Raw genomic sequence first — 18,583 nt, 5'->3', positions numbered from 1 at the left:
TTTTGTCGTAGTCTTTTTGGACTATTGCTGGCCGATCGTCTTCAAATGTGTTGCGTTTGCCGTTAGTCTCGCAACCATCCGTACCGCCGCATTATTCCAATCAGAACGAGCCGGCCATGACAGACCTGTCCCGTACGCATGGAGTCGCCAGCCAGGCCCTGGGCCTGTTGGACGGGCGTTTTTTCCGGCCACCGTTGCCGGAAGCGCACGTTCCTCGGGCACGTCTGTGCCAGCGCCTGCACACGGGTCTGGCAGGGCGCCTGCTGCTGGTGAACGCCCCCGCGGGGTTCGGCAAAAGCTCGTTGGCCATCGAGTTCTGTCAGGGTTTGCCGGCCCACTGGCGTAGCCTCTGGTTGGGCCTGAGTCAGCGTGACGCCGACCCCGGTCGCTTCCTCGAGCGCCTGCTCGAAGGCCTCCAGCAGTTCTGCCCGGCGCTGGGTGGGCAAGCCTTGGGCTTGCTCAAGATGCGCCAGCGCCATCAGCCCTTCGCCTTCGAGGAATGGCTCGATGGCTTGCTCGATGAGCTCACCTTGTACCTGCAACCCGATACGCCCCTGCTGCTGGTGCTCGATGACTACCACCTGGCACAAGGGCCGGTGCTGGACCGTTGCCTGCAGTTCTTCCTCAACCACCTGCCCGCCGGGCTGTTGCTGTTGGTCACCAGCCGCCAGCGCCCCGACTGGCATCTGGCGCGCCTGCGTTTGTCGCGGCAACTGATCGAGCTCAACGAACAGGACCTGCGGCTCACTTCCGAGGAGGCCCTGGCGGTAATCGGTCGGCAACCCACCGGCTTGCGCGGCCAGGCCCTCGACAATCTGATCCAGCGCAGCGACGGCTGGGTGGCAGGGCTGCGCTTCTGGCAACTGGCGGCGAGCGAGTCGGGCGAAGACAACGCCTTGCCCCAGGCCTTGCACGGTGGGGAAGGTCTGATACGGGACTACCTGCTCGAGGAAGTCATCGACATCCTTCCCGCGCCGGTGCAGGCGTTCCTGTACGACACGGCCTGTCAGGAGCGCTTCTGCGCCGAGCTTTGCGACGCCCTGCGCGAGCGGCATGACAGCGCCGAAATCCTGCGCTATCTCCAGGCCCACCAGGTGTTTCTCGTCCCGCTGGATGAGCACGGGCGCTGGTTCCGCTATCACCATCTGTTTTCCGACCTGCTGCGCAGTCGACAGACTAGCGAGCCCCTGGCGGGCCTGCATCTGCGGGCCTGCCGCTGGTTCGAAAGCCAAGGGCTGCTGGACGAGGCGGTGGAGCAGGCGCTGCGTGCCGGACACCTGGATGTGGCGGCCGACCTCGTGCAAAGCCTCTCCGAGGAGCAGTTGCTGGCGGAGCAGAACGTCGGCATGTTGCTGCGCTGGAAGATGGACCTGCCCGATAGCCTGCTGATCAGCACGCCACGGCTGATCGTGCTATACAGCTGGGCCCTGGGGCTGGCCTGCCAGCTGGATGCCGCCGAGGAACTGGCGGCGTACCTGAGCCGTTTCCTGCCGGCGCCGTCGGCGACCGCGCAAAAGTCGATGCTGGCCCAGTGGCTTGCCCTGAGCGGTGTCATCGCCCGTGGCCGCGGTGATCGCGAGCGCACCCTGGCGTATTGCGGCGAAGCGCTGCAGAGCCTGCCGTGCAAGCGCTACGGGCAACGCCTGGTGTGCTTGTCGACGCTGTCCAACCTGGCGATCGCCGATGGCGACTTCTGGCGTGCCCGGGGCTGGAACCGCGAGGCGCTGGAGCTGGCGCAGCGGGTCGGCAATCCGTTGTTCGAGGCCCTGGCCCACTACGACCGGGCCAGGGTGCTGCATGCCCGTGGCGAAGTGCTGCGCGCACTGGACGAGACACGCCAGGGCTTGCTGCGCTTGCAGGGGCTCTCGGGGCAGCGGCTCTACGCGGTGCGTGCCCGTCTGACCCTGTACGAAGGCTATCTGCTCGCGGCGCGGTTGCAGCCAGGGCAGGGGCGTGCCCGACTGCGCGCGGGGCTGAGCGAGGCGCGCACCTGTCGCGACATCAGCGTGCTGATAGGGCACTGCGTGATCGCGTCGCTGGAAGGACGCGAAGGGCGTTTTGCCGAGGCGTTCGCCGAGCTGGCCGAGGCCGAGCGGCTGATGCATATCTGGGACGTGCCACCGATCTTCTACCTGGCCATGATCACCCTGGTGAAATGCGAGCTGTGGCTGGCCCAGGGGCGCACGGACCTTGCCGAGTCGTGGTTGTTGCGCCTGGGCCAGACGTACGGGGGCGAGCAGCCGGCGGCGGCCCCGGAGTTCCATCCACTGCTGCCGTTGCACATCGAGTTGCAGCAGGCATTGCTGGAGCGGGTGCTGGAGCGTCCGCGTGATGCCGAAGCGCGCTTGCGCGCACTCGTCGAGCGTGGCCAGGCCGGCGGCGGCATGACCCTGACGGTCAGTGCCGTGTGCCAGCTGATCCTGCTGTTGCTGGACGAAGGACGGGAGGACGAAGCCGGCAGGCACCTGCCCCTGGCCCTGGCGGCAGCGCAGGGCGGAGCCTTGCAGGCGTTTCAGCGCTTGCTGGAGGAGCGGCCGCACTGGCTGCGCGAGCAGCTCGCCACCTGCGCCGCCTGCCCAGTCCAGGTCGAGTTGCTGTCGCGCCTGCCAGAAGCCGCGCCATCCCTGTTGGCGACTGCCGACGCCCTGAGCGGTCGGGAACTGGCGGTGCTGGAGCTGATCGCCCAAGGCTGTTCGAACCAGCAGATCAGCGAGCGGTTGTTCATTTCGCTGCATACCGTCAAGACTCACGCCAGCCACATCAACAGCAAGCTGGGGGTCGAGCGCCGCACCCAGGCGGTGGCCAGGGCCAAGTCGCTGGGTCTGTTGGCCTGACGCACTGGATCTGCGCTGGCGTCGATCTTTGCGCGCTCATCTTTCCCCAACCCCTGCCGATACAGGTTTCGGCGGTACGCATCGCCACTTCCCTCTTCTCTCGATACAGGTCGTGTTGATGCTGCAGTACGGGCAAAAAAGCTTTCTCATCGTCGACGACTTCACCGACTTTCGCACGTCGACCCGCTCGATGCTTCGCGAGCTGGGCGCGCGCGACGTGGACACCGCCGACAGCGGCGAGCAGGCGCTGCGCATGTGCGGGCAGAAGCGCTATGACTTCATCCTCCAGGACTTCCACCTCGGCGATGGCAAGAAGAACGGCCAGCAAGTGCTCGAGGACCTGATCCTCGACAAGCTGATCAGCCACGAATGCGTGTTCATCATGGTCACGGCCGAAAGCAGCCAGTCCATCGTGCTCAGTGCCATCGAGCACGAGCCCGACGCCTACCTGACCAAACCGTTCAACCGGGTCGGGCTGGCTCAGCGCCTGGAGAAACTGACCCAGCGCAAGACGCTGCTCAAGCCGATCCTCCAGGCCCTCGACCGTGGCCGGCCCGCCGAGGTGCTGGCGGCCTGTGCCGAGCTGTGCAAGCAGGATCCGCGGTTCGCGCCGTTGTGCCTGCGCTATCGTGCCGATGCCTTGCGCGATCTCAACCGTTTCGAAGAGCTGGAGAAGTTCCTCAAGAACATCCTCGCCAGCCGCCCTCAGCCGTGGGTCTACGCGGCGCTGGGCAGCCTGCTGCACAAGCGTGGCCAGCATGCCCAGGCCCAGGGGGTCTACGAACAGGCGCTCAAGGCATTCCCGATCATGCCCAACCTGTATGACGGCATGGCCGAGGTGCTGGTGGCCCAGGGCGAGAGCAAGCGTGCCCAGCACATGCTCGAAGAGGCGGTACGCCTGTCGCCGCTGGCCGTTCGACGCCAGGCCGCGCTGGGCAAGCTGGCGCTGGACAACGCCGACTTCGACAGCGCGTCGAAGGCCTATCGCCATGCGGTGAACCAGGGGCAGAGCTCGCGCTACAAGGATGCCGAAAGCAACCTGGGCCTGGTTCAGGCGCTGATGAACAAGAACGTTGGCAACGGCCTCGATGCCCGTACCCGGGTCGAGATCAACACGGTGCTCAGCGAGGTGGCCAAGGAGAACGTCGAGGACCAGGGCCTGCAGGTGCGAGCACGGCTGATGAAGGCGGCCAGCCTGCAACAGGCCGGCGACCCGGAAACCGCGGCCAAGCTCACCGAGCAGGCCATGCAGCGCCTGGACAAGATGGATCAGTTCTTCTCCGTGGAAGCCGCCCTGACGGTCGCCAGGCAGTTGCAACAGCTCGGCCAGGATGCGGCGGGTACCTCGATCCTCAAAGGCTGCGTGGAAACCTATGGCGATGATCCCAAGGTCATGCAGAACGTGGCCAAGCTCACCGATGACCCCGTGGTGCTTGGCGCGGTAACCGAGGCGGTGGACCTCAATCGCCAGGGCGTGCGCAGCTATCAAGGCGGCGAACTGAACGAAGCGCTGGGCATGTTCCGCAAGGCGTTGTCGCTGCAACCGAAGAACATCAGCATCGCCCTGAACACCGCCCAGGCGCTGCTGCGCATCGGTGGCGAGACACCACCGCCGGCGCTCATGCAGGAGTGCCGCGACTGCCTCACCCGCGTGGCCGGCATCCCCGCCAGCGACAGCCGCTACGATCGTTATCGCAAACTGCACATCCGGGTCTTCGGCGCATGAACCAGGACAACCAGGGGCTGGATTTCTCCACGGTGATCGCCTCCACCGTGCACGACCTGAAGAACTCCCTGTCGGCGCTCACCCATGCGCACAGCCAGTGGCTGGCGCGCCTGCCCGAGGCGCTACGCGGGGGAACCGAGCAGGGCGTCGTGGAGCATGAGCTGAGCCATCTGAACGGCATGCTCGTGCAGTTGCTGGGCTTGTACAAGCTCGGCGTCAACCAGCTGCCCATCTGCCCGGACTACCATGAGCTGGACGATTTCATCGAGGCTCAGCTGGCGGCCCAGGAGGACGTGATCAAGCACCGCGATATCCTCGCCACCTGGCGCATCGAGACTGAAAGCCCGCTGGGCTTCTTCGACCGTGAACTGGTCGCCTCGGTGGTGGCCAATGTGCTCACCAACGCTATCCGCTACGCCGGCCATGCCCTGCTGATCAGCATCGAGGAAGAGGGCGAGCAGCTGGTGATCAGCGTCAACGACGACGGTGCCGGTTATCCACAGCGCATGCTCGAACGCCAGCACGACTACGCGCAGGGCATCGATTCGCAGAGCGGCAGCACCGGACTGGGGCTGTACTTCGCCGCGCGAATTGCCGCGCTGCATGAGCGCAACGGGGTACGCGGGCGGATCGAAATCGCCAATGGCGGGACGCTGGGGGGCGGGTTGTTCCGGTTGTACCTGCCTTGATGCCGGTGTCGTATTTTGTCGCCAAACCGGGGCCGCATCCCAAGATCAAGTGAGGCATTTCCCACTGGCATCAAGTGGACTTTTTCCGCAACTGGAGGAGTGGCAGTGTAGATACCTGGTCTCTACATTTCACTTGCTATCGCCGGGAGGGTTTCTACTATGTATCTACCGTGGGAGATACTTATGCAGATAAAGATTCAACAGTGGGGCAACAGCGCCGCCATTCGAATTCCCTCCACAGTCCTCAAGCAGATGCGTCTTGAAGTGGGGTCAACCCTGAGTCTGGACACGGCTGGCGAAAGCATGGTGCTCAAGCCTGTCAGGGCGAAGCCTAAATACACGCTTGAAGAACTGATGGCGCAATGTGATCTGAACGCACCAGAGCCGGAGGACATGGCCGCCTGGAATGCCATGCGTCCGGTTGGACGTGAAATGTGAGGCGCGCCAAGTTCGCCAGAGGGGACATCGTCAGGGTCAACCTGGACCCCACGGTCGGTCGGGAGCAGCAGGGCGCAGCGCGACCTGCGCTGGTTCTGACTCCGAACACGTTCAATGTTTCCGGGCTTGCGGTGATCGCTCCGATTTCCCAGGGCGGGGACTTTGCGCGGCACGCGGGTTTCGCGGTGACGCTCAGCGGTGCCGGTACGCAGACGCAGGGCGTCATGCTATGCAACCAGATACGCATCGTTGATCTGGCGGCGAGAAACGCCACGCGTATCGAGTCTGTTCCCGAAGCTGTCGTCCTGGATGCGCTGGCTCGCGTTCAAACACTTTTCGAGTAATTGGTTATCCCTTCATGGCACATCCTGCGACAGCCCTCATCCGCGAAACCTTCCCCGTAGGCCCCCTGCAGTGCAACTGCACCCTGATCGGCGACCCTGTCAGCAAGAAGGCGATTGTCGTCGACCCGGGCGGGGACGAGCAGAAGATCCTCGCCCGCCTGCAACACCACGGCCTGACCCTGGTGAGCATCATCCACACCCACGCCCACTTCGACCATTTCCTTGCCTCGGGCAAGCTCAAGGAGCTGACCGGCGCCACGCTGCACCTGCACAAGGCTGACCAGCCGCTGTGGGAAAACCTGGAAATGCAGTGCCAGATGTTCGGCATGCCCTATACGCCGGTGCCGTCGCCGGACCGCTGGCTGAGCGACGACGAGGAGTTGGCGTGCGGCTGTGGCGTGGCACTGCACACACCGGGACATACGCCGGGATCGATGAGTTTCTGGTTCGCCGAGCACAAGCTGCTGATCGCCGGCGACACCCTGTTCCGTCGCGGCGTCGGCAGGACCGATTTGTGGGGTGGCGATCAGCGGGCTATCGTTCGTTCCATCAAGGAGCGGCTGTACCGCCTGGATGAAGATGCCATCGTGGTGACCGGGCATGGCCCGCAGACCCGCCTCGGCGACGAGATGCGCGAGAACCCGTTCGTGCGCGCCTGAGGTTTCATGGAATTTTTTCACCGTGCTGCAATCCAAGGCTGGCACAGATCCGCGTGTGATCCGCCGCACTTTTGAATTTCAGTAGGAGCTTGTCCATGTTCACCATGCGTCGTCTGATTATCGTCGCTACCGCCGCTGCCCTGATGTCCGGTTGTGCCAGCCCCAACCCCTATGACAACCAAGGCCAGGCGCAGGGCTCCACAGGGATGAGCAAGACCGCCAAGTACGGTGGCCTGGGCGCGCTGGCCGGTGCCATCGCCGGTGCCGCCATCGACCACAACAACCGCGGCAAGGGCGCGCTGATCGGCGCGGCCGCGGTGGGCGCCGCCGCCGCCGGCTATGGCTACTACGCCGACAAGCAGGAGGCCGAGCTGCGAGCGCAGATGGCCAACACCGGCGTGGAGGTGCAGCGCCAGGGCGACCAGATCAAGCTGATCATGCCGGGCAACATCACCTTCGCCACCGATTCGGCGAATATCGCCCCGAGCTTCTACTCGCCGCTGAACAACCTGGCCAGCTCGTTCAAGCAGTTCAACCAGAACACCATCGAAGTGATCGGCTTTACCGACAGCACTGGCAGCCGCCAGCACAACATGGATCTGTCGCAGCGCCGCGCCCAGGCGGTCAGCACCTACCTGACCTCGCAGGGCGTCGATGCCTCGCGGGTCAGCGTGCGTGGCATGGGCCCGGACCAGCCGATCGCCAGCAACGCCGATGCCAACGGGCGGGCGCAGAACCGTCGGGTCGAGGTCAACCTCAAGCCGATCCCGGGTCAGCAGTATGACCAGCAGGGCACTGTTCAGCAGTATCCCTGAGCCGTTGCTGTAGCGAAGCGTCTTCAATCGGGGCCGCAAAGCGGCCCCGATTGCTGCCGGAACGGCAACGGTCATGCGACTTGGCGGCGTTTCCAGAAGGGTTGGTCGGCGTAGCGTGATTCGACGCCGTAATAGCCCCGTTTCATCGCCTGATACTCGCTGACGTGCCGTTGGATATCGATGCGATAGGCCTGGGACTGCTCGGCTTCATGGCTGGCGTCCGCGAGGCTGATGGCGGCCAGCCGGGCGCTCTGGATTCCCGTGCTCAAGGCATAGCCGATGCCCATCGACGACAGTGGGTCGAACGCCGCCACCGCGTCGCCCGCCGCCGCCCAGCCGTCGCCGCAGCACGGCACGAGTTGCTGCGAATGAGCCGGCCAGACGCGCAGGTCGCCTTCGATCGGTCGTTCGCCCAGGCGCGCACGGGTATTGGGCGCTTGGGCCAGTGCCGTGTGCCAGAAATGCTCGCGGTCATCGTGCGAGGCCTGGAGCAGATCGGCGTCGGTCATCAGCACGGCGATCAGGCGACCGTCCGGCACCGGGGCGCTGTACCACCAGCCCACTGCCACGGCTTCGACCAGCGAGCAACCTTCCACGACGCTGTCGCTGGCGGCGTGATACGCCGAAATGCCCACCAGCCGATCCTGCTGGACGCGGCTGGCGCCTACCGCTCGAGCCAGCCAGGCGCTGCGCCCGGTGGCATCGATCAGGTAGCGGCAACGCACTTCGGGTGAGCCTTCCAATCCATCTATCCGCAGCTTCCAGGCGTCGCCGTCGCGCTCTACCGCCCGCACCCGAACGCCGGTGAGCAACTGCGCGCCCATGCTGCGCGCGGCATTGGCCAGGCCGGCGTCGAAGCGCGTGCGGTCCAGGTGCCAGCCATGGCCGCGTCCGGTGAACAGAAAGTCCTGCGCGCGGACCTCGCTATCACCCCAGGCGGCGGTGAAGGCGAACGACTGACTGAAACCGGCCTGGCGAAAATGCTCGCCGACGCCGAGGTAGTCGAGCAGGGGCAGGACGCCGGGGGAGAGGGTCTCGCCGACCTTCTCCCGAGCGTATTCTCGTTGTTCCAGCACCATCACCGAGTGACCGCTGTGGCGTCGCAGGGTGAGGGCGGCCGCACTGCCGGCCGGCCCTCCCCCGACGACGACCACGTCCACGGTCCTCGGTTGGTCAGCGAACAAGATGCCCTCGGGCTGTGACCACTTGACGCCCATCGATGCTCGGTAGCTTCTCGTCCGGCTTGAGGTACCAGGTGTTGAAGAAGTTGCCGCTGGCGCCAGACAGCACGTACTCGGCCGGGCCGACGGCGTAGCTGGCCGCCACGAAGCGGTCGTTGTTGCGCTCGGTCTCGACGAAGTAGGGGTACAGGTCGCGCAGCGGCCCCTGGGCCTCATTGGTGATGAAGCCCAGGTAGTGCCAGGCCTGGATCATCTCGGTGTAGCCGTTGATGCCCCGACTGTAGATCGACTGCATGCCGGCCGAGATCCCCGAGGCCTGCTGGGCCGCGGCGGTCATGTCGGCGGGGATGACGTTCCACGGGCTTTGCGGTGGCCACCAGTAGGCGTAATAGGACGGTGCCTTCGGCACGCCGTCGTCCTTGTTGAGCGCAGGGTCGGTGAAGTTCACGTTCTGCACCGTGCACTGGTAGAAGTCGGCCTGCCACGGGATGGCCATGCGCTTGGTCAGGTCGCCGGGCTCGCAGCCCTGGAACGGCCCTTCCGGATCGGTTTCGTTCTCGCTGACGCTCAGGCCGTTGGCGTAGTAGTAGTCGCTGTCATGGCGATGCCTGATCTGATAGGGCTTGTCGTAGAGGGAGGGGCTGTAGAGGCTCCAGGTCACTTCGATGCCCGGGCACAGTGGGCCGCCCACGCAGTTGCCGATGCTCGCCTGATCCAGCGCGCTGACACCCGGCAACGGTTTCGGCGGTTCCACGACGAACTGGCCGGCCGCCCATTGCCCCAGCAGGAAGTACTGGGTGCGGGTCAGGGTGAGAAACTTGTCCAGCAGCTGGTTGCTGACCGAGTTGGAGCCGGAATTCAGCGGCATCAGCGGAATGCCGGACTTCTGGTCGAACAACTGCGCCTGGGCACCGTCGGTGAAGCCGTTGCTGCCGGGGTTGCGGAACAGCGAGAAGTAGTCCTGGCGCTGCTTGAGGCTCGCCGATGAGCGATCCTTGGCATCGAACGGGGGTGGCGAGAAGCTGTTGAGCGACGGGATCGCCGCGACCCAGCGATAGCCCGCAGGACGCCGCAGGATCGGCTCGATGTCGCGTTCGTAGTTGGCGATGTAGCTCGTCTGGTACTGGCCGTTGCGATACAGCTCCGGCAGCAGGTTGAGTTCACGCACCGCCACGTCGAAGGCCAGGTCGTCGAGGGTGACGATGTTCTCAAGCTCCGGGGCGAACTTCGGCGAGCCGACGATGCACCAGGCGGTGAGTACCTGTACGGGCTGGTTGGTCAGTTTCAGGGTGCAGGTGACGGGGCCGTCGGAGACATCGTCATGCCAGGTGTCGGCGCCAGCGAAGCTGCTGATCGATTCGTTGCCGCCGGCATGGCCATGCCCGCCAAGCACCAGCAGACGCCCCTTGGCATCGGTGCGCAGGGTGCCCAGGGTATTGATCTGCTGGCCCTGGGTGGCGCGTTTGGGGAAGGAGCGGAAACGGTAGTCGTTGCTGGTGTTTTCCCGGGAGAGTTCGACTTTGCTCTGGCGGCCGGACACAGGATAGGGGCCCGGGTCGATGATGAGTTGCTGGCGTTCGCTTGGATCGGTGACGGTGGCGTTGCGCAACGGCACGTCCTTGGCCTCGTAGCTGTTGTCCGCGCCCAGCAGCAGGTTGCCTTCCAGTTCGGCGAAGTTGTACCAGATGGCTTTCTTGTTGGCCAAATGGACCGACCAGGTCATGGACTCGACATTCGGGCTATCGAGGGTGAGCTCGGTGGCCTTGCCATTGTCGTCCACGGCGAAGATGCAGAATCGCGCGGCCTGGCGCTTGACGCTGCCATTGGCGTCCTTGTAGCGGCTGACGTACACCGGCTGCTGCTGTGGGTCGAACGTCTGGTTGCCGTACCCGTCGCACTCCAGCGGTCGGCCGCCGAGGGTTTCCGGGGCCAGGTAGAAGCCCGTCTCACTGTTGCCCACACGCGCAACCCCGATGCTGGGGCCTATGACGTATTTCATGACCACTCTCCTTGTCGTGCCTTTCCTTCACTGTGCGATCACGCCCGATCGCCTGGGTCTTGCGAGGTGACGCAAGCCGTTATGCCGCGCAGGCGGCACAGAGGACGGGATCAGAGACAGGGGAGGGCCGGATACAGCGGTCGCGCGCTCGCCATGGGTCGGGTCGAGCGCTGCGCTTCCTTGACGCCTGCTGTGATTTCATCCTGACAGCATTGAACGCTAGCCCTGGGCAAAGGGAAGTCAAATGACGTTGGTCGGCAGCCGACGAGGGGCGCGGAACCGCCCAAGAAGGGGCTGTCCGCCCCTCATGGGCAAGCTTCAGGAATTGCGCGGTCCTGTGGGAGCGGGCTTGCCCGCGATGGGCCGCAAAGCGGCCCCAGCATTACGGCTAGGCCGGCATCTTCCCGCCATGATGAGCCTGGATCGCGGTCAGCGCGATGGTGTGCACGATGTCCTCGACCTGCGCCCCGCGCGGCAGGTCGTTCACCGGCTTGCGTAGCCCTTGCAGCATCGGCCCCAGGCTGACGCAGTCGGCGCTGCGCTGCACCGCCTTGTGGGTGGTGTTGCCGGTGTTCAGGTCGGGGAACACGAACACCGTGGCCCGCCCGGCGACCTGGCTGCCAGGGGCCAGTTGGCGGGCGATGTCCGGGTTGGCCGCGGCGTCGTACTGCAACGGGCCGTCGATCAGCAGGCCATGTTCGGCTTCCTGCGCCAGGCGCGTGGCCTCGCGGACCTTCTCGACCTCCTCGTCGCTGGCCGCCGAGTCACTGGAGTAGCTGAGCATCGCCACCCGTGGCGCGATGCCGAACGACTCGGCCGACTCGGCGCTCTGCCGGGCGATCTCGGCAAGCTCCGCGGCGCTGGGATGAGGATTCATCACGCAGTCGCCATAGACCAGCACCTGGTCGGGGAACAGCATGAAGAACACCGACGACACCAGGCTGCTGCCTGGCGCGGTCTTGATCAGTTGCAGGGCCGGACGGATGGTGTTGGCGGTGGAGTGCACCAGGCCCGAGACCAGGCCGTCGACCTCGCCGAGCGCCAGCATCATGGTGCCGATCACCACCGGATCCTCCAGTTGCTGCTCGGCCATCGGCGCGTTGAGGTTCTTGCTCTTGCGCAGCTCGACCATGGGCTCGACATAGCGGCCGCGGATCAGCTCGGGGTCGAGCACTTCCAGGTCCGGCGGCAGGGTGATGCCTTGCGCCCGTGCCACCGCGTCGACCTCCTCGGGCTTGGCCAGCAGCACGCAACGCGCGATGCCGCGTGCCTGGCAGAGCGCCGCCGCCTGCACCAGCAACGGTTGCGCCCCTTCGGGCAGGACGATGCGCTTGTTGGCCTGCTGGGCGCGCTGGATCAACTGGTAGCGGAACACCGCCGGCGACAGGCGTAACTCGCGCGGGGTGCCGCAGCGCTGATGCAGCCAGGCGGCGTCCAGGTGGCTGGCGACGAAGTCGGTGATGAACTCGGCGCGCTCGCGGTCGTCCACCGGAATTTCGCGGTTCAACGAGTTGAGCTGGTTGGCGGTGTCGTAGGAGCCGGTGCCCACCGACAGGATCGGCAGGCCGGCCTGCAGGGCGCCGCGGCACAGTTCGAGGATGCGTGGGTCGGGCTTGCTGTCGCTGGTCAGCAACAGCCCCGCCAGGGGCACGCCGTTGATCGCGGCCATGCACACGGCGAGGATGATGTCGTCGCGATCGCCCGGGGTCACCACCAGGGTCCCGGAAGTGAGCAACGGCACGGTGTTGGCCACGGTGCGCGCGCAGATGATGATCTTGCTCATGCGCCGCTGATCGTAGTCGCCGGCGTTGAGCACCTGGGCGCCGAGCAGTTCCGCTACGTCACGGGTGCGTGGCGCGTTGAGCTCGGCCTGCCAGGGAATGCAGCCGAGCAGGCGGAAGTCGTTGCCGCGCAGCAGCGGCGAGTGTTCGCGCAGGCGCGTGGCGAAGTCGGCCATGCTTTCGTCGGTGCGTACTTTGTTGAGAATCACCCCCAGCACCTTGGGGTCGCGTGGGCCGCCGAACAGCTGTGCCTGCAGTTCGACGCGGCCGGACAGCTCGCTGAGCACTTCGTTTTCCGGCGCCGACACCAGGATCACCTCGGCGTCGAGGCTCTTGGCCAGGTGCAGGTTGACCCGCGCGGCGTAGCTGGCGTGGCGGGTCGGGACCATGCCCTCGACCACCACCACGTCCTTGCCTACGCAGGCCTGCTGGTACAGGCGGATGATCTGTTCGAGCAGCTCGTCGAGCTGGCCGTCGCCGAGCATGCGCTCGACGTGGCTCAGGCTCAGGGGCGTGGGCGGCTTGATACCGTGGGTACGGGCCACCAGTTCGCTGGAACGCTCCGGGCCGGTGTCGCCGGGGTGGGGCTGGGCGATTGGCTTGAAGAAGCCGACCTTGAGCCCGGCCCGCTCCAGGGTGCGGACCAGGCCCAGGCTGATGGAGGTCAGGCCGACGCCGAAATCGGTCGGCGCAATGAAAAATGTCTGCATGCGTGCTTCTCGAAATAAGCGATGCCAGGAAGTCAACGGCCAAGGGTAGCGCCAACGGCACCCTGTGCGCACCAGCCGCAGGCGAATGCCTGGCCGATGCGTCGCGCGCGCTCGTCGGCGTCGAGCACCCAGGGGCGTGCCTGCCACGGCGGCTGGTGGCGCAGGTGCTGGGTATGACCGCACGATAGCTCCACCACCCAGTGGCCTTCTTCGTCGCGGTGAAAGCCGATGATCCGACTGATGGGCTGCCCCTGATCGGGCTCGCGTTCGCAATCGGCCGGTGCGTTGGTTACACTTGTCCGTTCTACATTCTTTTGCAAAAGGTCTCGCCCCATGCTGATCGCCGCCAACAAGGCTGTCTCCATCGACTATACCCTCACCAACGACGCAGGTGAGGTCATCGACAGCTCCGCCGGTGGTGCGCCGCTGGTGTACCTGCACGGTGCAGCCAACATCATCCCAGGTCTGGAAAAGGCCCTGGAAGGCAAGCAGGCCGGCGACGAGCTGAGCGTTGCCATCGAGCCGGAAGAAGCCTACGGCGAGTACATGGCCGAACTGGTCAGCACCCTGAACCGCAGCATGTTCGAAGGCGTCGACCAGCTGGAAGTCGGCATGCAGTTCCACGCCTCGGCGCCGGATGGCCAGATGCAGATCGTCACCATCCGCGACATCGACGGCGACGACGTGACCGTCGACGGCAACCATCCGCTGGCCGGCCAGCGCCTGAACTTCAAGGTCAAGGTTGTCGACGTGCGTGATGCCAGCGAAGAAGAGATCGCTCACCGTCATATCCACGGTGAAGGTGGCCATCACCACTGATTTTCTGCGCTAAGCTCAGAGAGTCGCCAGGCGCTCGGGCAAGCCGGACTTGCCCTCCTCAGGAGGGTGGACGGTTTGGCCGCGCGCCTTTTTAGTGGGCGCGATTCGCCCCTGCGACAACCGGGAACCTGAGAGGGGAATCAACATGAGTGCATTTCACGACCTGACGTTGAAGGCGCTGAACGGCGAGGACCTGCCCCTCGCACCGTTCAAGGGCCAGGTGGTGCTGGTGGTCAATGTCGCCTCCAAGTGCGGCCTGACGCCGCAGTACGCGTCACTGGAAAAACTGCACCAGCAGTTCAAGGGCCAGGGTTTCAACGTGCTGGGCCTGCCCTGCAACCAGTTCGCCGGCCAGGAGCCTGGCAGCGAGAAGGAAATACAGGAGTTCTGCAGCCGCAACTACGGCGTCAGCTTCCCGCTGGGCGCCAAGCTGGAAGTCAACGGTCCACAACGCCACTCGCTGTACCGCCTGCTGGCGGGCGAGGGGGCTGAGTTCCCCGGTGATATCACCTGGAACTTCGAGAAGTTCCTGGTTGGCAAGGATGGTCGCGTACTGGCGCGTTTCGCGCCGCGTACCGCGCCGGACGATCCGACCGTGGTGCAGGCGATCGAGAAAGCGCTGGCCTGAACACCACTGCGGGGCGGCCCCGCGTCGAGGAGGGGCTGCGTGGCAGCCCCTCTGCGGTCGCCCGCGATACTGTGCAATCACTCCAATCAATAATGCTGTGCCCGCCGGCGGGCTCTCTCTAATCTCAGGCGCATTTCCTCATCTGCCGGGAGCGCCGCATGTCCAGCAACCCTTTGTTCCAGCCTTTCACCCTCGGCTCCCTCGACCTGCCGAGCCGTGTGGTCATGGCGCCGATGACTCGCACCTTCTGCCCAGGCGGCGTGCCCCATGACGGCGTGGTCGAGTACTACCGCCGCCGCGCCGCCGCCGGTGTCGGCCTGATCATCACCGAAGGCACCACGGTCGGCCACAAGGCCGCCAACGGTTATCCCAATGTGCCGCGTTTCCATGGCGAGGACGCCTTGGCCGGCTGGAAGCGCGTGGTCGATGCCGTGCATGCCGAGGGCGGGCGCATCGTGCCGCAGTTGTGGCATGTCGGCAGCGTGAGGCGCCTGGGCACCGAGCCGGACGCCGAGGTGCCGGGCTACGGTCCGAGCGGCAAGGAGAAGGACGGCAAGGTGCTGGTCCATGGCATGAGCCGCGACGACATTGGCGAGGTGATCGCCGCCTTCGCCCAGGCCGCGCGCGATGCCCAGGCCATCGGCATGGACGGAGTGGAGATCCATGGTGCCCATGGCTACCTGATCGACCAGTTCTTCTGGGAGGCCAGCAACCGTCGTGACGATGAGTACGGTGGCGACCTGGCCGCGCGCTCGCGTTTCGCCATCGAGCTGATCCAGGCGGTGCGTCAGGCGGTCGGTGCGGATTTCCCGATCATCTTGCGCTTCTCGCAATGGAAGCAGCAGGACTACAGTGCGCGCCTGGTGGAGACCCCCGAGGCCCTGGCAGCGTTCCTCGCGCCGCTGTCCGACGCGGGGGTGGATATCTTTCACTGCTCCACCCGCCGTTTCTGGGAGCCGGAATTCGCTGGCAGCGACCTGAACCTGGCCGGTTGGACCCGCCAACTGACCGGCAAACCGACCATTACCGTGGGCAGTGTAGGGCTGGACGGTGAGTTCCTGCAGTTCATGGTCGCCACCGACAAGGTGGCCAAGCCCGCCAGCCTCGAGGGCTTGCTGCGTCGGCTGCAGGACGAGGAATTCGATCTGGTGGCCGTGGGCCGAGCGTTGCTGGTGGATGCCCAGTGGGCGCAGAAAGTGCGCGACGGGCGTGAGGCGGACGTGCTGCCGTTCAGCCGCGAGGCGCTGACGACTCTGGCTTGATCGCCAGGACCGTCGATGGTGCCTGGATGTGGCTGTTTTCCTGGCCCCGACAGGCACCGTACAGATACCCTTCGAACTGCTCGACGATCGCCGGCCAGCCCTGGCGGCTGGCGTGCTGCCGGGCATTCAGGCGCACTCGGCGCAGGGTCTCGCATTCTTCCAGCAGCCAGCAGGCCGCATCGATGAATGCCAGCTGATCACCTGGCATGGCCAGGGCGCCGCTATGGCCATGGCGGATGTGCTGGGCCGCGGCGGCCTCATCGTAGGCGACCACCGCCAGACCCGAGGCCATGGCTTCCAGCACCACGTTGCCGAAGGTCTCGGTCAGGCTCGGAAACAGGAACAGGTCGCCACTGGCATAGTGTTCGGCCAGCGCCTCGCCACGCTGCGCGCCACAGAACAGCGCCTCGGGCAGTTGCTGTTGGAGTTGAGCGCGCAGCGGACCATCACCGACCACGATCAGGCGCAGACGCTGTCGTGGATAACTCTTCTGCAGTGCCTCCAGGCACGGGCGCAGCAGGGCCAGGTTCTTTTCCGCCGCCAGGCGGCCGACATGCAGCACGGCGATGTCATCGGCGCCCAGCCCCCACTGCTCACGCAGCGCCTGGCTACGGCGCGCCGGGTTGAACAGGCCGGCATCGACGCCACGCGTCATCAGCCCCAGCCGTTCGAAGCCACGGCGTTCCAGCTCCAGGCGCTGGCTGACGCTGGGCACCAGGGTGATGGCCGTGCGTCGGTGAAACCAGCGCAGGTAGTGGGTGAGCATCCGTGACAGCAGGCCCAGGCCGTACTGGCCCGAGTACTGCGGGAAGTTGGTGTGAAAACCGCTGACCACCGCCACCCCGAGGCGCCGGGCCGCGCGCAGGGCGCTCAAACCCAGCGGGCCTTCGGTGGCGATGTACAGCACATCCGGGCGCTGTCGGCGCCAGCGGCGCCACAGCTTGTGCATCGACACCTCGCCCCATTGCAGGCCGGGGTAGCCTGGCAATGGCCAGCCCCGACACAGCAGCAGTGCGTCCTGGGGGCCCGTGGCGGCGTCGGTGGCCTGGCGTGGGCGTACCAGCTCCACGTGATGGCCGCGCTGACGCAGCCCTTCGCTGAGCCGGCCAAGGGTGTTGGCCACGCCGTTGATTTCGGGTGGAAAGGTCTCGCTGACGAGGGTGACGCGCAAGGACGGTGTGCTCATGGCGAAAAGTGTCCGCCGGCCCGATTGCGCTCATTTGACGGTTTTGTGACGTGCTGATGACGCCTGATTTCCGGCACATTCATCCGTATGACTATTTCCTTGCAAGGCACTCAAGAACTCGCTGGAGCCAGCCGATGCAGATGCATTCGATTACCGCAATGCGCTCCGGGAGAGCGGCCATGTTCAACAGCAAACTGAAGCAAGAAATCCAGCAACTGCGCGAAGAGCTGATGTCCGTCGAGCAGGTCAAGAACAGCCTCGACAGCGAGATGCTGGTGCTCCAGCTCGATCCCCAGGGGCGCATCGAGTCGGTCAACGGCAACTTCGAGGCCGAAATGGGCTACCGCGCCGAGCAACTGATCGGGCGCAACATCGAGGAGATCGTGCCGGCTCATGTGAAGAAGCTCGATTTCTATCAGCGCATGAAGCATGCGATCACCCGTGGCGAGCACCTCAACGGCGCCTTCCGACTGTTGCGCGGCAATGGCGAGGAAGCCTGGCTGCGCTCGATCCTGCAGCCGGTGAAGAACAGCGAAGGGCGCATCAAGTACTTCTCCCTGCACTCCAGTGACCTGACCCGGACCATCGAGACTTCCCGCGAGCATGAAAGCCTGATCAAGGCCCTGATGCGTTCGACTGCGGTGATCGAGTTCAACCTCGAAGGCCAGGTGCTGACCGCCAACGACCGTTTCCTGCAGACCATGGGTTACAGCCTGGAGCAGATTCGTGGCAAGTCGCACCGCATGTTCTGCGAACCGGAAGAAGCCAACTCGCCGGGTTACCAAGCGTTCTGGGAGCGGCTGCGTCGTGGTGAATATGTTGCCGAGCGCTTCAAGCGTATCGACGCCCATGGCCGAGTGGTGTGGCTGGAGGCGTCCTACAACCCGATCATCGATGCCCACGACGTACTCTACAAAGTGGTCAAGTTCGCCACGGTGATCACCGATCAGGTCAACCAGGAGATGGCCGTGGCCCAGGCCGCGGACATCGCCTACAACACCTCGCTGGAAACCGACAGCAGCGCGCGCAAGGCCACCGACGTGGTGACCCAGACCGTCGAGGTGATGCGTGGCCTTGAAGGCTCGATGCAGGACGCCGCCGACGGCATCCAGGCCCTGGACAAGCAGTCCAAGGTGATCGGCGCGATCATCAAGACCATCAGCGACATCGCCGGGCAGACCAACCTGCTGGCGCTCAACGCCGCCATCGAGGCCGCCCGTGCCGGCGAGCAGGGCCGTGGCTTCGCCGTGGTCGCCGACGAAGTGCGCCAATTGGCCTCGCGCACCAGCAGCGCCACCGAGGAAATCGCCAAGGTCGTGCAGCAGAACGAACAGCTGGCCCAGGCCGCAGTGGACATCATCGACACCAGCAAGCGCCAGGCCGAGCAAGGGCTGGCCCTGGCGGCCGATACCGGTGGGGTGATCGTGGAAATTCAGGAAGGGGCGAAGAAGGTGGTGGATGCGGTGGGGCAGTTCTCCAGCCAGTTGAGTCACTGACCGGGTACTTGCCCCG

The 18,583-nt window shown here is 65.3% G+C and carries 16 protein-coding genes and 1 pseudogene; 12 read left to right on the top strand and 5 right to left on the bottom strand.

Going from position 1 to position 18,583, the window contains the following annotated elements:
- The first annotated feature begins 116 nt into the window (after positions 1-116).
- The 7 genes from ACYUME_RS22160 (at position 117) to ACYUME_RS22130 (ending at position 7,505) form a co-directional block, all read left to right on the top strand.
- Complete coding sequence (locus tag ACYUME_RS22160) at positions 117-2,834, top strand: LuxR C-terminal-related transcriptional regulator (protein ID WP_460416892.1); 2,718 nt, start codon at positions 117-119, stop codon at positions 2,832-2,834.
- 118 nt (positions 2,835-2,952) lie between these two features.
- Positions 2,953-4,560 carry a tetratricopeptide repeat-containing response regulator gene (locus ACYUME_RS22155; protein WP_279883469.1) on the top strand — a complete coding sequence of 536 codons (1,608 nt, stop codon included), beginning with the start codon at positions 2,953-2,955 and terminating at the stop codon, positions 4,558-4,560.
- Positions 4,557-5,249 carry a sensor histidine kinase gene (locus ACYUME_RS22150; protein ID WP_279883392.1) on the top strand — a complete coding sequence of 231 codons (693 nt, stop codon included), beginning with the start codon at positions 4,557-4,559 and terminating at the stop codon, positions 5,247-5,249. The genes ACYUME_RS22155 and ACYUME_RS22150 overlap by 4 nt, the downstream gene beginning before the upstream one ends.
- Before the next feature lie 159 nt (positions 5,250-5,408).
- On the top strand, positions 5,409-5,687 hold the full coding sequence (locus tag ACYUME_RS22145) for an AbrB/MazE/SpoVT family DNA-binding domain-containing protein (protein WP_460416890.1): 279 nt from the start codon (positions 5,409-5,411) through the stop codon (positions 5,685-5,687).
- Positions 5,684-6,031, top strand: coding sequence for a type II toxin-antitoxin system ChpB family toxin (locus tag ACYUME_RS22140; RefSeq protein WP_460416888.1), 348 nt, complete (start codon positions 5,684-5,686; stop codon positions 6,029-6,031). Before ACYUME_RS22145 ends, ACYUME_RS22140 begins: the two co-directional genes overlap by 4 nt.
- Before the next feature lie 14 nt (positions 6,032-6,045).
- A complete protein-coding gene (locus ACYUME_RS22135) occupies positions 6,046-6,690 on the top strand; it encodes an MBL fold metallo-hydrolase (RefSeq protein ID WP_279883383.1) in 645 nt (214 codons plus the stop codon).
- Between the two features lie 95 nt (positions 6,691-6,785).
- A complete protein-coding gene (locus ACYUME_RS22130; protein ID WP_279883380.1) occupies positions 6,786-7,505 on the top strand; it encodes an OmpA family protein in 720 nt (239 codons plus the stop codon).
- A 71-nt stretch (positions 7,506-7,576) separates the two neighbouring features.
- Here ACYUME_RS22130 and ACYUME_RS22125 read toward each other — a convergent pair whose 3' ends face one another.
- The 4 genes from ACYUME_RS22125 to ACYUME_RS22110 form a co-directional block, all read right to left on the bottom strand.
- Positions 7,577-8,689, bottom strand: coding sequence for an FAD-dependent oxidoreductase (locus ACYUME_RS22125; RefSeq protein ID WP_460416886.1), 1,113 nt, complete (start codon positions 8,687-8,689; stop codon positions 7,577-7,579).
- The gene (lodA, locus tag ACYUME_RS22120; RefSeq protein WP_460416884.1) at positions 8,679-10,685 is read right to left on the bottom strand and encodes a CTQ-dependent lysine 6-oxidase LodA; all 2,007 of its coding nucleotides are present in this window, start codon (positions 10,683-10,685) and stop codon (positions 8,679-8,681) included. Before lodA ends, ACYUME_RS22125 begins: the two co-directional genes overlap by 11 nt.
- Positions 10,686-11,073: 388 nt before the next feature.
- Positions 11,074-13,176 carry a phosphate acetyltransferase gene (gene pta, locus ACYUME_RS22115; protein ID WP_279883373.1) on the bottom strand — a complete coding sequence of 701 codons (2,103 nt, stop codon included), beginning with the start codon at positions 13,174-13,176 and terminating at the stop codon, positions 11,074-11,076.
- 32 nt (positions 13,177-13,208) lie between these two features.
- On the bottom strand, positions 13,209-13,511 hold the full coding sequence (locus tag ACYUME_RS22110) for a DUF3565 domain-containing protein (protein WP_279883371.1): 303 nt from the start codon (positions 13,509-13,511) through the stop codon (positions 13,209-13,211).
- On the opposite strand from ACYUME_RS22110, the gene ACYUME_RS22105 reads away from it, so the two are divergent.
- From ACYUME_RS22105 to ACYUME_RS22095, 3 genes are all read left to right on the top strand, one after another.
- Positions 13,510-13,995: an FKBP-type peptidyl-prolyl cis-trans isomerase gene (locus ACYUME_RS22105; protein WP_279883368.1), complete on the top strand. Its 486-nt coding sequence runs from the start codon at positions 13,510-13,512 to the stop codon at positions 13,993-13,995. The genes ACYUME_RS22110 and ACYUME_RS22105 overlap by 2 nt on opposite strands.
- Positions 13,996-14,140: 145 nt before the next feature.
- Entirely contained in the window at positions 14,141-14,623 is a 483-nt protein-coding gene (locus ACYUME_RS22100) for a glutathione peroxidase (protein WP_460416881.1), read from the top strand.
- Between the two features lie 158 nt (positions 14,624-14,781).
- Complete coding sequence (locus ACYUME_RS22095; protein ID WP_279883362.1) at positions 14,782-15,885, top strand: NADH:flavin oxidoreductase; 1,104 nt, start codon at positions 14,782-14,784, stop codon at positions 15,883-15,885.
- Here ACYUME_RS22095 and ACYUME_RS22090 read toward each other — a convergent pair.
- The gene (locus ACYUME_RS22090) at positions 15,854-17,071 is read right to left on the bottom strand and encodes a glycosyltransferase family 4 protein (RefSeq protein ID WP_460416880.1); all 1,218 of its coding nucleotides are present in this window, start codon (positions 17,069-17,071) and stop codon (positions 15,854-15,856) included. The genes ACYUME_RS22095 and ACYUME_RS22090 overlap by 32 nt on opposite strands.
- Positions 17,072-17,127: 56 nt before the next feature.
- On the opposite strand from ACYUME_RS22090, the pseudogene ACYUME_RS22085 reads away from it, so the two are divergent.
- Both ACYUME_RS22085 and ACYUME_RS22080 read left to right on the top strand, forming a co-directional pair.
- Positions 17,128-17,973, top strand: a pseudogene (locus ACYUME_RS22085) (PAS domain-containing protein); the annotation flags it as partial.
- A 60-nt stretch (positions 17,974-18,033) separates the two neighbouring features.
- Positions 18,034-18,567, top strand: coding sequence for a methyl-accepting chemotaxis protein (locus tag ACYUME_RS22080; protein WP_460419425.1), 534 nt, complete (start codon positions 18,034-18,036; stop codon positions 18,565-18,567).
- Positions 18,568-18,583 lie beyond the last annotated feature (16 nt).

This window comes from Pseudomonas sp. microsymbiont 2 (genome assembly GCF_054788395.1).
Note: the sequence above shows the minus strand (reverse complement) of the source record. Positions and strands in the feature narration are given on the sequence as shown.

Coding starts and splice junctions, on each gene's coding strand:
- ACYUME_RS22160 (WP_460416892.1), top strand. CDS start 117: ATGACAGACCTGTCCCGTACGCATGGAGTCGCCAGCCAGGCCCTGGGC.
- ACYUME_RS22155 (WP_279883469.1), top strand. CDS start 2,953: ATGCTGCAGTACGGGCAAAAAAGCTTTCTCATCGTCGACGACTTCACC.
- ACYUME_RS22150 (WP_279883392.1), top strand. CDS start 4,557: ATGAACCAGGACAACCAGGGGCTGGATTTCTCCACGGTGATCGCCTCC.
- ACYUME_RS22145 (WP_460416890.1), top strand. CDS start 5,409: ATGTATCTACCGTGGGAGATACTTATGCAGATAAAGATTCAACAGTGG.
- ACYUME_RS22135 (WP_279883383.1), top strand. CDS start 6,046: ATGGCACATCCTGCGACAGCCCTCATCCGCGAAACCTTCCCCGTAGGC.
- ACYUME_RS22130 (WP_279883380.1), top strand. CDS start 6,786: ATGTTCACCATGCGTCGTCTGATTATCGTCGCTACCGCCGCTGCCCTG.
- lodA (WP_460416884.1), bottom strand. CDS start 10,685: ATGAAATACGTCATAGGCCCCAGCATCGGGGTTGCGCGTGTGGGCAAC.
- pta (WP_279883373.1), bottom strand. CDS start 13,176: ATGCAGACATTTTTCATTGCGCCGACCGATTTCGGCGTCGGCCTGACC.
- ACYUME_RS22105 (WP_279883368.1), top strand. CDS start 13,510: ATGCTGATCGCCGCCAACAAGGCTGTCTCCATCGACTATACCCTCACC.
- ACYUME_RS22110 (WP_279883371.1), bottom strand. CDS start 13,511: ATGGGGCGAGACCTTTTGCAAAAGAATGTAGAACGGACAAGTGTAACC.
- ACYUME_RS22100 (WP_460416881.1), top strand. CDS start 14,141: ATGAGTGCATTTCACGACCTGACGTTGAAGGCGCTGAACGGCGAGGAC.
- ACYUME_RS22095 (WP_279883362.1), top strand. CDS start 14,782: ATGTCCAGCAACCCTTTGTTCCAGCCTTTCACCCTCGGCTCCCTCGAC.
- ACYUME_RS22090 (WP_460416880.1), bottom strand. CDS start 17,071: ATGAGCACACCGTCCTTGCGCGTCACCCTCGTCAGCGAGACCTTTCCA.
- ACYUME_RS22080 (WP_460419425.1), top strand. CDS start 18,034: ATGGCCGTGGCCCAGGCCGCGGACATCGCCTACAACACCTCGCTGGAA.